Below are 12,938 nucleotides of genomic sequence, written 5' to 3'. Positions count from 1 at the left end.
CCATGGAGGCCTTCTATCACCACGACCCCGCTGATCCCGCGGTGTTTCACTCCACCGAGCTGACGCGCGGCCCGTGGTCGCCGGACGCCCAGCACGCCGGGCCGCCCTCGGCGCTGCTGGGGCATGTGATCGAACGGTGCGAGCCGCGTCCCGGCTTCCGCGTGGGCCGGGTGGCGGTGGAGATTCTCGGGCCGGTGCCCATCGCCCCGCTGCGGGCCGAGGCACGGGTGGTGCGCCCGGGCCGCAGCGTGGAATTGATCGAGGCCACCATCAGCACCGAGCGGGGTCCGGTCCTGACGGCGAACGCGTGGCGTCTACGGGTGGCCGAGCCCGAGGTCGAGGTCCCGGCGCAAGCGCTGGCCACCGGCGCCCACCCGGGCCCGGACACGGTACCCGGGGGTGACGAATTCCCCAGTACACAGCCGATCGGATTCCACACCGGGATCGAATACCGTTTCGTCGAGGGGTCGTTCGGCCGGACCGGTCCGGCGGTGTGCTGGATTCGGCTGCGCTACCCGATCGTGGCCGGTACCACTCCGAGTCCGCTCGAGCGCACTCTCGCCGCGGCCGATTCCGGGAACGGTGTGAGTGCGGTACTGGATTGGGACCGTTACCTTTTCATCAATACCGACCTCACTGTCACCCTGCATCGGGAGCCGGTCGGGGAGTGGGTCTGCCTGGATGCGGCCACCTATCCCGAACGTAGCGGTATCGGTATGGCCGAGTCCCGCCTCTACGACGAGAAGGGCCCGGTCGGGCGCAGCACCCAGACCTTGTTGATCGGGCCGCGATGATTCGGTAGCCGACAGAATCACCTCGAGCGCAACGGGTTACCGGCGTGCGCGCCGCCCGTACAGTCCCATGATCATCGGCGCCCGGCGCTGTCCGCCGATGCGTGTATCAGCGAGTGGACGGGCACCGGCGAAGGTCCGAGTCGCCCTCCGCCGTTTCGACGGGATGATGGTTGTTGGCGACGGTCAGGGCGCTCGGACGCAGCGTCGGGGCGAATATCGAGGTGCCGGATACCGCACGCACGCGTGCGGCGCGGTTCTCGCAGGCGGAATTCTGGGATACGGCGCGGTGGTTGCCGGCGGTCGTGGTCCGGCGGTGCGGTCGCTGGGTGGGTGCGACCCGGCCCCGCCGGATCCTGGCGCGCGTCCTGCTGGGTGCGGTTGTGCTGTTCGTCCTGCCGATCTGCGTCGGGGCGGTGGCGACGGCGCAGACCCGCACCGATGCCGCCGGCGCCTCGACCATCGACGCGGTCGGCTGGATGAATGTGCGGGATTCGGCAGGGGTCGCGGTGTCGGACTATGTCTTCGTCACCGATCACGGCAGTCTGCTGCATCCGGCCAATACCGCCGTGTCGACCATTCTGGACCTGGAGTTCGCGGGGTTCATGGCGATCGCCGTGACCGCGATCTGGCTGATCGGCTACGCCATCAGCTTCCGCTGGCTGAGCCTGATCTCGGCGCCGTTGACCGGTGTCGCCGATACCCTCGCCGGTCAGATCGGTACCCCCTTGGTGATCACCGTGGCGGCCGCCGTCGGAGCGTTCTTCGTCGCCTGGTTCGTCCTGCGGGGCATGTTCAGCAAGGCCACCCTGCAGGTGGTGACCATGCTGGCGGTGGCCCTGTTCGGGGTCGGATATCTCGCGGATCCGATGGCGGATGTGCTGTCGCCGCACGGTCTGCTCGCCGAGGGTCGCGATGTCGGCGTCGCGGTGGCGGCCGGGTTGAACGGTGACCCGGATCCGGATCCTGCCGCGGTGGTCGCCACCATGGAACGCACTCTGGCCGACAATTTCGTGCGACATCCGTTGCAGGTCTGGAACTTCGGTCACGTCGTCGACGAATCTCCGACGTGCCGGGCGGCGTGGTCGGCGGGGGTGGCCGCGGGCAGTGACGACCGGGTGGCCGGTGGCATACAGCGCTGCGGCGATGCCGCGGCCTACACCAAGGCCCGCAATCCGAACGCGGGGCAGGTCTGCACCGGTCTGCTGCTCCTGCTGTTCGCCGCCGTGCTCCTGCTGTTCGGAGTGTATCTCTCGGGCAAGATCGTGGTGGCGGCCGCGGAGGCGATCTACCACGCCTTCATGGCGATATTCGGTTTCGCCGCAGGCGGTTTCGTGTACGGGCCGACCCAGACCTTCCTGGTCCGCAACCTCATCGACGCATTCGTGTCCGCGGGCAAGATGATGGCCTTCACCATCTACCTCGGGGTGTATTCACTGGTGCTCGACGATCTCTTCAAGCAGGTGCCGGGCCACGGCATCGAGGTGATCTTCCTCGGCGGCGCCGTGATGATGGTCGGTGTGGTGCTGTTGCGCCGAGTCGGCACGAATGTGGCCGCTCGTGGCAATCAGGCTGTCGCGCAGATCGGATCGGTGCTCGCCAGTGGACAGGCGGCCCCGGCCGGCGGGGGCGGTGGCAGCATGGCGGCCGGGGCTGCCGCCTCTTCGGCCTCGCAGCGTTTGATCACGGCATTGGCGGCGATCAACACCCTCAATGCGAATCCGGTGACCGAATACGTGATGGGGCGCACGCGTTTTCCGCTCAGTTCCCGGGCCGGACTGCGTCAGGAGGCCGAGACCGCGAATATGCGGCTGGCCGCGGAATCCGGCCGCCGGGGCTGGTTGCTGAACTACAACCGCACTCGCGAACAGATCATCGACTCGGCCCGTTCGGCTGCCGGGGAGTACGGCCACACGCCGCTGGGCGCCGCGGTGGCGGTGGACCGGGTGATCGACCGCGGCGGGGGCCTGGGCGACCTCGATTCCGCCTTGACCAGTGCGGGTTTCACCCACAAGCAGATGCGGCTCGACGCCATCCGCGCCTACAACTACCGCACCAGTTGGGGCCCCAACATGTGGGACGGGGACAAACATCTCGGTCAGGCGATCGCCTCGATGAGTGTGCTCAAACTCGGCCGGACCGCGGCCAATGTCGCCCTGTTCCAGCGCACGGCGCATCGGCTGGCGAATCGTCGATTCGCCGATCCCGATTTGCGATTCAGCAGTTTCGACGCGGAGGAACAGGCATTGCTGCGCGCCTACTTCGCCAATCCCACCAAGCCGGTCATCGAGGGAATCAACCAGGTCGCGACGGGTGCGGCGACGACGCTGCCCGGGATCTCCGGCACCGTCGCCTCCGATCGCGCGGCCCTGATGAACCGGTTCATCAATGTCCATCTCAGCCGTCGCTATCTGGAAGCCGCTGAGGCCGAGGACCTTCCGGCGGCATCGGAGATTCTGCGCAAGATGGCACTGCCCGAGTACTGGATGGGCACCAGCACGCTCACCCCGTCGAAGGCTATTCCCAGCTTCTGATTCGCGGTGCGCGGACCGATACCGTGATCGGGTGGCTGTAGACCGTGATCGAGCGCGAAATCCCTTGGTGACGAGAGCGTCCCGCTGGTGCGTGGCGATCGTGTCGGTGGTGGGACTGCTGGCGGCGTCGGGCGCCGCGGTGGTCGCGCCGATCACGGGTATCGAGCGTTTCCGGCACCAGCGGGTGGATTGGAAATCCTGCGGTATCGACGATATGGACGCCGCCGGCGGCGAATGCGGTGAGGTGCGGGTGCCGCTGGACTACGCCGATCCGGACGGCCGCACCCTGGACATCGCGGTATCGCGCGTCGCGGCGGCCGATCCCCGGCATCGCCGGGGTGCCCTGCTGGCCGATCCGGGCGGCCCGGGCGCCTCGGGGCTGGACACGATCGATCTGCTGGGCGATGTGCTGGCGCCGGAGGTCCGGGCGCAATACGACCTGATCGGCATGGATCCGCGGGGAGTCGGCCGGTCCGGCGGCCGGACCTGCGGCTGGGACACCGGTGAGATGATCCGCTCGGCGGGCGTCGGCCTCGACGGGTTCCTCGCCGACACCGCGCGGGCGGCCCGGCTCGCCATGAGTTGCCTGGCAACGGATCCCGCCGAGTTGCGGCAATTCACGACTCGCAATACCGCCCGGGATATGGATATCGTCCGCCGGGTGCTCGGCGAACCGGCGCTGAGTTACTACGGTGTCTCCTACGGGACGTATCTGGGAGCCGTTTTCGCGCAGTTGTTTCCGGATCGGGTCGACCGCATGGTGCTCGACAGTGCCATCGATCCCGGCCGTTACTGGACGGGGATGGTGCGGGACTGGGGCGCGGCCGATGAGGCGGCCCTGGACGACTGGTCCGGCTGGGCCGCCGGCCGGGACGCGGACTATCACCTCGGCGCCACCCCCGAACAGGTCCGCGCGACTGTCGAGAACCTCGTGAATGCCGTGGCACGGCAACCGATCACGGTCGACGGGTTCACCGTCGACGATCACTGGCTGCCGTTCCTGCTGCACAATCTGCTCGCCAGCTACCGCCTGAACGAGAAGACGGCCGATACCGTGGCCGAACTCGTGGCCGCGGTCGGCGGCCCGGCGAAGTCGGCGCGCACACCGTGGCTCGCCGATACGTTGTCGTCGATGCGCACCTACGAGGATTCGGCACTGGCGTTCATCGCGTGCGGTGACGATCCGGCACCGGAGGAGCCGGCGCGGTACTGGGCCGAGATCGAGAGCCGCCGTGCCGCCCAGCCGGTGTTCGGTGCGCTGGCGGCCGATATCCAGCCCTGTGCGTTCTGGCCGCGTCCCGTGGAACCTCCTACCGTGGTGCGGAATTCGGTTCCGGCGCTCATCGTGGCGGCCACCGGTGATCCGCGTACGCCCTATTCGCACGCCGTGGCGCTGCACCGGGCGATGCCGGCCTCGCGCCTGGTCGGCCTCGACGGGGTGCGGATCCACATGACCTTCCGTCCGGGGCTGAGCCGCTGCGTCGGCGACGCCATCAACGGTTACCTGGCAGCGGGCGCGCTACCGGCCGCGGATCTGCTGTGCCGGCCCGACGAGGTGCGGTAGGCGCCGAGGTGCGAACGTGATCCGCACAACATTGCAGTTTCTGAAATATTTCAGTTTGTGCTAGTTTTTCGGGGTGTCCCGGACTCAGCACGACGATGCGCCGCTCGGTCTGCGTGAGCAGAAGAAGCGACGTACCCGAATCGACCTCTGTATGGCCGCGCGGCGGCTGACCGTCGAGCGCGGATTCGATGCCACCACCGTCGACGACATCGCCGCGGCGGTCGGCGTTTCCGCGCGCACGTTCTTCAACTACTACGAGACGAAATTGGATGCGGTGGTCGGGCCGGTCGGTGAGATCGGCACGCCGGAGGCCCGCCGCCGATTCGTCGAGGGTGGTCCCACCGGGGTCCTCGTCGACGATCTGGCGTGGCTCTACGGAGCCGGGTTCGAGCCGGAAAGTGAAGCCCGCGAGGCGATCGCGCTCGTGACCACGATCGTGGGGGCCGAATCGCGAGTGCTGGCGGGTTTCGTCGCCGCGGGGGCGAGTCAGGAGACGGCGTTCGTCGACTTGCTGACCGAACGTATGGGTGCGGGGGTCTCCCGCGAATTCGCCCTGCTCGCAGCGCGTCTGATGACCACGCTGACGATGAGTGCCGCGGCCGCGCTGACCGACGACCCGGAGAAGACATTGGTCACCGCACTGCGCGAACAGTGCGCGTTGGCCGCGCAATTGTTCGAACGACCCACCGAGGAGCCCTGATGACCGCGACGGCCGCTTCGCCGCCGACCCCGATCGTATTGACGCAGAAGAGAATCTGGCTGATCTTCTCGGCGTTGATCGCCGGCATGTTCCTGGCGAGCCTGGATCAGACCATCGTCGGTACCGCGATGCCGACCATCGTCGGCGAACTCGGCGGTGTCTCGCACATGGCCTGGACGGCGACGTCGTATCTGCTGGCCACCACCATCGTGATGCCGATCTACGGCAAGTTCGGCGATATGTTCGGTCGCCGTTGGCTTTTCCTGTTCGCGATCGCGGTGTTCACCGCTGCGTCGGTCGGTGCGGCGGCATCCACGAGCTTCTGGGAGTTCGTGGTGTTCCGCGGTCTGCAGGGTGTCGGTGGCGGCGGCCTGATGATTCTGGCGCAGGCCATCATCGCCGATGTGGTGCCGGCCAAGGACCGCGGCAAGTACATGGCGCCGATGGGTGCGATCTTCGGTATCACCTCGGTCGCCGGACCGCTGCTCGGTGGCTTCTTCGCCGACCAGCTCAGCTGGCGCTTCTGCTTCTGGCTCAATGTGCCGATCGGCATCGCGGCGCTGTTCATCGCCTTCCGCTACCTGAGCATTCCGAGCCATCGGCCCAAGACCCGGCCCGACTACCTCGGCGTGGTGCTGATGTCGACCGCGACCACCCTGCTGATTCTGATCACCGACTGGGGTGGCAAGCAGTACGCGTGGGGTTCGGCGGTGATGGTATCGATGATCGTCGCGCTGGTTCTGGTGGTCGGGGCGTTCATCGCGGTCGAGGCGCGGGCGCAGGAGCCGATGCTGCCGCTGTGGTTGTTCCGCAATCGCACCTTCGTGCTCACCTCGGCGATCGGCCTGATCGTGGGCCTGTCGATGTTCGCCGCGCTGGCCTTCATCCCGACCTACCTCCAGATGGCCACCGGCGCTTCGGCTTCGGTCTCGGGCCTGCTGTTGATTCCGATGATGGTCGGCATGATGATCACGCTGATCGGATCGATGTCGATCATCACCAAGACCGGCCGCTATCGGGTGTTCCCGCCGACCGGCGCGCTCATCATCGTCGGCGGGATGCTGTGGCTGACCCGGCTGGACGCGCAGAGTTCGATGTGGCTGGTCTCGGCGATGCTGTTCGTCATGGGCGCCGGGCTCGGCCTGATCATGCAGATCATCGTGCTGGTGGTGCAGAACGCCGTGACACCCGATCAGATCGGTACCGCCACCAGCGCGAACAACTACTTCCGCGAAATGGGTGGCGCCATCGGTGTGGCCATCTTCGGTTCGATCTTCACCAACCGGCTCACCGAGGGACTCACCGATGTGTTCCGCACCCATCGGCAGGACGCGGTCGCGGCGCATCTGGATCCCGGCAGCCTGGTGCCGTCGGTGGTCAAACACCTTCCCGCCGGCCTGCACGACGCCATCGTCGGCGCCTACGTCGATGCTCTCGTGCCCGGCTTCTGGTATCTGATTCCCGCTGCGGCCCTGGCCTTCCTGCTCGCGTTGTTCATTCCGCATCTGACGCTGTCGGACGAGGCGGGCATGATCGCGCGCGGTGAAGCGGTGATGGCGCACGAGGATGTGCCCCACGAGGATTCGGCCGAGGATCCGGATCCGCAGCCGGTTCGCGGCTGAGCTCCGGTAGGTACGCGGCAGGGCCCGGCTTCCACGGAAGCCGGGCCCTGCCGCGTAGTGTCACGAAATCAGCGGGGCGCCATGCGGATCGCGCCGTCGAGGCGGATGGTCTCACCGTTGAGCATCGGGTTCTCCACGATGTGTCGGGCCAGGGCCGCGTACTCGGTGGGGTCGCCGAGACGGGCGGGGTGGGGGACCTGGGCGCCGAGGGCCTTGATGGCCTCGTCGGGCAGGGTGGCGAACAGCGGGGTGTGGAAGAGGCCGGGGGCGATCGTGTTCACCCGGATGTTCAGGCTCGCCAGATCGCGGGCGATCGGCAGTGTCATGCCCACGATGCCGCCCTTGGAGGCGGAGTAGGCGGCCTGGCCGATCTGGCCGTCGTAGGCGGCGACCGAGGCGGTGTTGATGATGACACCGCGTTCCTCGCCCACCGGTTCGGCGGCGGCGATGCGCTCGGCGGCCAGCCGGATCACGTTGAACGTGCCGATCAGGTTGACGTTGATGATCTTGGTGAAGTCGGCCAGCGGGAACGCGCCCTTCTTGCTGACGGTCTTGATCGCGTTGCCGATTCCGGCGCAGTTCACCGCGATGCGCAGGGTGCCCAGCTGCGCGGCGGCGTCCAGCGCGGCGGTGACCTGCTCCTCGTTGGTGACATCGGTCGCGGCGAAGACCACACCGTCGCCCAGTTCCTTGGCGATCGATTCGCCGTTGGAGGACGGCAGGTCGATGATCACCACTTTCGCGCCCTGGCTGTGCAGTTCCTTGACCGTGGCCAGGCCCAGACCCGACGCGCCGCCGGTGACCACGGCGACCGCATTGTTGATGTCCATACGAGGTCCTTTCTGATCGGTATCGGCGCAAGACTAATCGCCGCACCGCCAACAAGTAAATAGCGATTCGCCTGCATGCCATACCTTCGGCGTGCGGGCGACCGCTCTGACGCTCTCAATTATCAGTGGTCGAGTCGATATACTCGCGGTTTATCGAGTCCCGACCCGGTGCCGGATGTTCGGCCGAGTTCACTATCTGTCATTCGACGGACAGGCACTAGAACATGTTACAGTTTCGGCCGTCGCGGTACCAACTGCCGGCGGCGCGGCGAGGGCCGGTCGCGCCGAATCCGTGGACACCAGCCCGGTGGTATTCAGCGTCGTCGAATCGTCGAGCGTCATCCAGCCCCGTTCGACGGCCCACTCGGTGCCGGGAAGGGCGTCCGGTATGCCGTAGTACTGATCGGTCCCGTCAGCGGCGGTAGCGGCCGCGTCGTCCAGTGCGGTGAGTACGGTGTCGCGCGCCGACGGCGGGATACCGGTGGTGAGAGAGCGATAGATCCGGACCACATCGGCCGGGGTGGTCCGGGTTTCGCCCCACTGCGTGGGGTCGTCCGGCGGCGTGGTGTCGCTCAGGCCGATGGCGCCGGCCATGCGCGACACGATGTCCGGTCCGCCGTCACCGTCCCACAGTGTGTCGGCGATATCGTCGTCACTGGTGGCGAGCATGCGGCTCAGCAGAGCGGCGCTGTCCGAATCCGGCTGCCAGTTCACACTTTTGAGCTCGTCCAACGCGATCAGCAGCTTCACCACGGAGGCGGTGTAGAACCGCTGATCGGTATTCAGTCCGGCCAGGGTCGTCCCGGTGGCGGTGTCCATCACATCGATTCGAGGACCGGATGGTAGGTCGCTGTCGGTTCCCGGCGCCGCTCAGGGCGTGTTGGTGGACTCCGGCCACGGTGCTGCGCCACGATCGAGGGGTGACCAAGACCAGCTACCACCATGGAGATCTGCGGGCGACCCTGCTGCGGGCGGCGGCGGATCAGATCGCGGCCGAGGGGGTGGACGCGGTGTCGCTGCGTGCGCTGGCGCAGCGGGCCGGCGTCTCACATGCCGCGCCCGCGCACCATTTCGGCAACCGGCAGGGCCTGCTCACCGCACTCGCGATTCGCGGTTTCGAATTGCTGGCAGACGAATTGCGTACCGAGCACGATGATTTCCGTGAGATGGCGGTCGCCTACATTCGGTTCGCCGGGCGATACCCGGGCCACTTCGACGTCATGTTCCGCCACGATCTGCTGCGCGCCGACGATCCGGATCTGATCGCGGCACGCACCGCCTCCGGTGCGGAATTGCGTTCGGGAGTAGCGCGATTGGGGGTTTCCGATGCCGCGCGACCGGCCACGGAATTGGCCGCCTGGTCATTGGTGCACGGTTTCGCGTCGCTGTGGCGCGAAGGCGCGCTGACCGATTCCGAACTCGGGGGCGCCGATCCCGAGCGGATCGCCCGCCAGATGGTCGCCACCGTCGAGTTCGTCGGGGAGAAAAAGCAGTAGTTACAGCGTATTTGGGCTCAACGCTCGGGAACCATCTCGGCCACTCGGCGCTTGGGGCGGATCTCGTCGGTCTCCGATGTTTCGGAAGTTCCAGAGGTTCGGGACTTTCCGGATGTCCCGTCGATATCGGAGGAATCGCGGTCGCTCTGCGCGGCGAGCAGATCGCGGATTTCGATGAGCAATTCGGTCTGCGTCGGCACGGCCTTCTTCTTACGGCTGAACCGTTTCTGCAGAGTGTTCATCGGCAGAATCAGGACGAAATAGATAACGGCGGCGACCATGACGAAATTGATCGCCGCACTGATGATGGGGCCCAGCGCGATGAATGTGGCCGGTTTACCGGCGACCAGTTGCACACCGAATCCCAGCTGGCCGTTGGTGCCCACGACGGCGAGTAGCGGTTCCACGATTCCCTTCGTGACCGAGGTGACGATCGCGGTGAATGCGGTGCCCATCACCACCGCCACCGCCAATTCGATCACGTTGCCGCGCATCAGGAAGTCTTTGAAACCCTTGAGCATGTCCCTCACGATCCGATCCGATCCGTAAACGTCTTCGCTGTCCCGGCCGAAGAGTCTAGCGGCGAGCAGCGAACCATCAGCAACTCGTTGTGGGCGCGATCACGCACACGGCGGCGATTCTGTCACCGCTGGGCGATAACCTCGAATCGTGACCGACTCGTTGCCGGATTCGTATCACGAACGTCGCGCGCTGATCCCCGCGGACGCGGTGGTGTGGCGGCGGCGCGTGTGCGCCGGGACGGTGTCGGTGCTTCCGGACGGATGTATGGATCTGGTGTGGCTCGACGGCCGGCTGGTGGTGGCCGGGCCCGATACTCGCGCCCAGCTCGGTACGGCCCGCGAGCACTCCACGGTGTACGGGATCCGATTCGCGCCGGGGACGGCGCCCGCGCTGCTCGGCGTACCGGCGTACGAACTGCTCGACCGCCGCGCCGAGCTCAGCGAGGTGTGGTCGTCGCGGCGGGCCCGGGCCATGACCGATCTGGTGTCGGCCGCACCGGATCCGCTGCGCGGGCTCGAGGATGTGGCGCGCCGCTGCGCGGAGGCCACCGTCCCCCCGGATCCGGTTCTGGCCCTGATCGTGCGCCGGCTGGACGCGGGGGACTCGGTCGCGGCCACCGCCGACGCCCTGGGCCTGGGCGCGCGGCGGCTGCACCGGCTATCGGTCGCGGCCTTCGGTTACGGACCGAAGCTCCTGGCCCGGGTGCTGCGGATGCGGCGGGCCCTGGAGCTGGCCCGCTCCGATATCGGCCTCGCCGATACCGCGGTGCTGGCCGGATATGCCGATCAGGCGCATATGAGCCGTGATATCCGGGCTCTCACGGGCCGATCTCCCGGCGGCGTGATCGGCGGTCGCGCGCCGACCGGCGCCGAGGATCAGCTCAGCGGTGCGTAGAGGTCGACGCCGTTGCCGTCGGGATCGTGCACGCTCGCGTACCGCTGGCCCCACACGGCATCGAACGGCTTCGTCTCGCCGTGATAGCCGGCCCCGACCAGATCGTCGAATACCGCGTCCACCTCGGCCGGTGAGGCGCAACCGAAGGCCAGCCCGATCCGGCCCTCCCGGCCGTTCCAGCTGCCGCCGGCGCCGACGTTGTCCTCACTGTCGAGCATGAGCCGGAATCCGCCGGGCAGTGGAGCTTCCACATGTCCGCCGCCGACAATGTCTCCGAATTCCAGTCCGAGCCGGCGATAGAAGGTGAGCGCGGCCGTCAGATCGGAGACGACCACGCCGATTGCGTTGAGTTCAGGTGCCATGCGGCAACGGTAGATCGCTGTCGCGCACCCGGTCTTGAACGAATCGGACGGTGTCGGCGGTTGGTCACAATTCGGGATCGAGAGCCGGGTGACCAGGATCAATCTATTCCGCGGACGTGCCGACCGCCACAATCGGAGTGAATATGAGTCGAAACGTTGGTCCAAGTGATTAGCGTTTCCCACAACGTGTTCGGGGACGCGAATGAGGCAGGAGGGATATGGCTACCGACCAGACTATGCTGCATCGTTTCGTGATCTCGCAGATGTCGGACGCCGGGCTCGATCGTGACCGTCTGCTGCGCGAATGCGAACTACCCGAATGGACGCTTGCTGGAGAAGGCGTTCATGTGCCCTCGCCGATCTTCGCCCGGTTATGGGAGATCGGCGAGAAATGGCTCGACGATCCCGATGTGGCCTTACATGTGGCCAGCAGATATCAATTGGCCGCCACCCGGCTCTACGACTATCTGTTCGCCAGTGCGCCCACCGTCGGTGCCGGACTGGCGACGTGTGGGCCCTATGTCACCGCGGTGACCACCAACCACCGCTTCGAACTGGCGGTGGACAACGAGGACGAGACCACGCTGTATCTGGACATGATCGAGGGCGAGGGCCGAGGTCGTGAGCTGGTGCAGATGTGGGGCCTGGTCGCGGTGCTGACCCGCGCCCGCCGGGTGGTGGCGGGTCCACTGGATCCGGTGCGGGTTTCGCTGCGCCAGTCCGCACCGCCGCGACTCGGCGCCTTCGCCGAAGTGTTCGGTTCCGCGATTCTGGAATTCGATGCCGGCGTGGACTGCATGACGTTCCGGTCCTCCGATATGAATCTGCCGCTGACCACGGCCGATCCGGTTCTCGCCGATGTGTTGCAGCCGCTGGCCGCGGCCTTGCCGCCACCGCCGCCCTTGGTTTCGGCCTGGCCGGAGCAGGTGGCGAGCGCGCTGGCGGATGCCTTCGCGCACGGTGAGGTGTCGCTCGATCAGGTGGCGCGCCGGCTCGCCACCAGCCCGCGAACCCTGCAGCGCCGCTTGGCCGAGGCCGGGACCACCTGGCGTCAGGAGCTGGATCGGGCTCGGCTGGCCCGGGCGGCGGCGGCCGGCCCGCTGAGCAGAGAACGTCAGGCCGAGCTGCTCGGCTATGCCGACGCCGGATCGATGCGGCGCGCGGCGCGGCGCTGGTCGATGGTGGCGCATACGCGAGCCGCGGGCTCCGCCGACTGCCAGGCGTGAATCAACTCGATCACCGGCCTGGGCGTGGGCTCGGTAGCCCGCGTCCGGGTCGGTGATCGAGCACCCCCGCGACACTATGCCCGCAGATTGCTCGCCGCGATACTCCAGAACGTATGCCTGTCCAATGCCTCGAGGTTCCAGCTTTCGGCGATGGCGTGGGAGGTGGCGACGATGGCCGGCACATCGAAGTCTTCGCGGCTCGCCGTGCCCTTCGCCTCCAGTTCCGCGATGACGTACTGGGTGGCGGTTTCGAAGGTGTACAACACGGTGCTCTCCGATCGGTCGTAGGTACACATCCGGTCCGCGCTGCGCGTACTTTGTCAGTCTTGTCACGCTGTCACAATCGGGCCAGCGCCGAACGCGCCACATCCGGGCAAATGTGCCATTTTCACATTTT

At 67.0% G+C, this 12,938-nt stretch carries 13 protein-coding genes; 8 read left to right on the top strand and 5 right to left on the bottom strand.

Features of this window, described 5'->3' with window-relative positions; translation table 11 throughout:
• The first annotated feature begins 2 nt into the window (after nt 1-2).
• The 5 genes from LKD76_RS23835 (at nt 3) to LKD76_RS23815 (ending at nt 7,211) form a co-directional block, all read left to right on the top strand.
• Nucleotides 3-794 carry a thioesterase family protein gene (locus LKD76_RS23835; RefSeq protein ID WP_227983637.1) on the top strand — a complete coding sequence of 264 codons (792 nt, stop codon included), beginning with the start codon at nt 3-5 and terminating at the stop codon, nt 792-794.
• 173 nt (nt 795-967) lie between these two features.
• On the top strand, nt 968-3,325 hold the full coding sequence (locus LKD76_RS23830) for a hypothetical protein (protein ID WP_227983636.1): 2,358 nt from the start codon (nt 968-970) through the stop codon (nt 3,323-3,325).
• Between the two features lie 67 nt (nt 3,326-3,392).
• Nucleotides 3,393-4,889 carry an alpha/beta fold hydrolase gene (locus tag LKD76_RS23825; protein WP_227983635.1) on the top strand — a complete coding sequence of 499 codons (1,497 nt, stop codon included), beginning with the start codon at nt 3,393-3,395 and terminating at the stop codon, nt 4,887-4,889.
• Nucleotides 4,890-4,962: 73 nt separating this feature from the next.
• Nucleotides 4,963-5,589: a TetR/AcrR family transcriptional regulator gene (locus LKD76_RS23820; RefSeq protein ID WP_227983634.1), complete on the top strand. Its 627-nt coding sequence runs from the start codon at nt 4,963-4,965 to the stop codon at nt 5,587-5,589.
• Entirely contained in the window at nt 5,589-7,211 is a 1,623-nt protein-coding gene (locus LKD76_RS23815) for an MDR family MFS transporter (RefSeq protein WP_227983633.1), read from the top strand. The genes LKD76_RS23820 and LKD76_RS23815 overlap by 1 nt, the downstream gene beginning before the upstream one ends.
• A gap of 68 nt (nt 7,212-7,279) precedes the next feature.
• Here the strand turns inward: LKD76_RS23815 and LKD76_RS23810 are convergent, their stop codons facing one another.
• Both LKD76_RS23810 and LKD76_RS23805 read right to left on the bottom strand, forming a co-directional pair.
• On the bottom strand, nt 7,280-8,041 hold the full coding sequence (locus tag LKD76_RS23810; RefSeq protein ID WP_227983632.1) for a 3-hydroxyacyl-CoA dehydrogenase: 762 nt from the start codon (nt 8,039-8,041) through the stop codon (nt 7,280-7,282).
• Between the two features lie 192 nt (nt 8,042-8,233).
• Nucleotides 8,234-8,860, bottom strand: a complete 627-nt coding sequence (locus LKD76_RS23805; RefSeq protein ID WP_227983631.1) for a serine hydrolase — start codon at nt 8,858-8,860, stop codon at nt 8,234-8,236.
• Between the two features lie 101 nt (nt 8,861-8,961).
• Here LKD76_RS23805 and LKD76_RS23800 point away from each other — a divergent pair, with 101 nt between their 5' ends.
• Complete coding sequence (locus LKD76_RS23800) at nt 8,962-9,537, top strand: TetR/AcrR family transcriptional regulator (RefSeq protein WP_227983630.1); 576 nt, start codon at nt 8,962-8,964, stop codon at nt 9,535-9,537.
• A 17-nt stretch (nt 9,538-9,554) separates the two neighbouring features.
• On the opposite strand, the gene mscL is transcribed toward LKD76_RS23800, so the two are convergent.
• The gene (gene mscL, locus LKD76_RS23795) at nt 9,555-10,058 is read right to left on the bottom strand and encodes a large conductance mechanosensitive channel protein MscL (RefSeq protein ID WP_227985375.1); all 504 of its coding nucleotides are present in this window, start codon (nt 10,056-10,058) and stop codon (nt 9,555-9,557) included.
• A gap of 148 nt (nt 10,059-10,206) precedes the next feature.
• On the opposite strand from mscL, the gene LKD76_RS23790 reads away from it, so the two are divergent.
• The gene (locus tag LKD76_RS23790; RefSeq protein ID WP_227983629.1) at nt 10,207-10,953 is read left to right on the top strand and encodes a helix-turn-helix transcriptional regulator; all 747 of its coding nucleotides are present in this window, start codon (nt 10,207-10,209) and stop codon (nt 10,951-10,953) included.
• Here the strand turns inward: LKD76_RS23790 and LKD76_RS23785 are convergent.
• Nucleotides 10,935-11,315 carry a VOC family protein gene (locus tag LKD76_RS23785; RefSeq protein WP_227983628.1) on the bottom strand — a complete coding sequence of 127 codons (381 nt, stop codon included), beginning with the start codon at nt 11,313-11,315 and terminating at the stop codon, nt 10,935-10,937. The genes LKD76_RS23790 and LKD76_RS23785 overlap by 19 nt on opposite strands.
• A 218-nt stretch (nt 11,316-11,533) precedes the next feature.
• Here LKD76_RS23785 and LKD76_RS23780 point away from each other — a divergent pair, with 218 nt between their 5' ends.
• Entirely contained in the window at nt 11,534-12,541 is a 1,008-nt protein-coding gene (locus LKD76_RS23780; RefSeq protein WP_227983627.1) for an AraC family transcriptional regulator ligand-binding domain-containing protein, read from the top strand.
• A 74-nt stretch (nt 12,542-12,615) separates the two neighbouring features.
• On the opposite strand, the gene LKD76_RS23775 is transcribed toward LKD76_RS23780, so the two are convergent.
• A complete protein-coding gene (locus LKD76_RS23775; RefSeq protein WP_227983626.1) occupies nt 12,616-12,807 on the bottom strand; it encodes a hypothetical protein in 192 nt (63 codons plus the stop codon).
• Nucleotides 12,808-12,938: the final 131 nt, after the last annotated feature.

Source organism: Nocardia spumae, assembly GCF_020733635.1.
Taxonomy (GTDB): domain Bacteria; phylum Actinomycetota; class Actinomycetes; order Mycobacteriales; family Mycobacteriaceae; genus Nocardia; species Nocardia spumae.
This window is presented reverse-complemented; position numbering and strand designations above follow the sequence as displayed.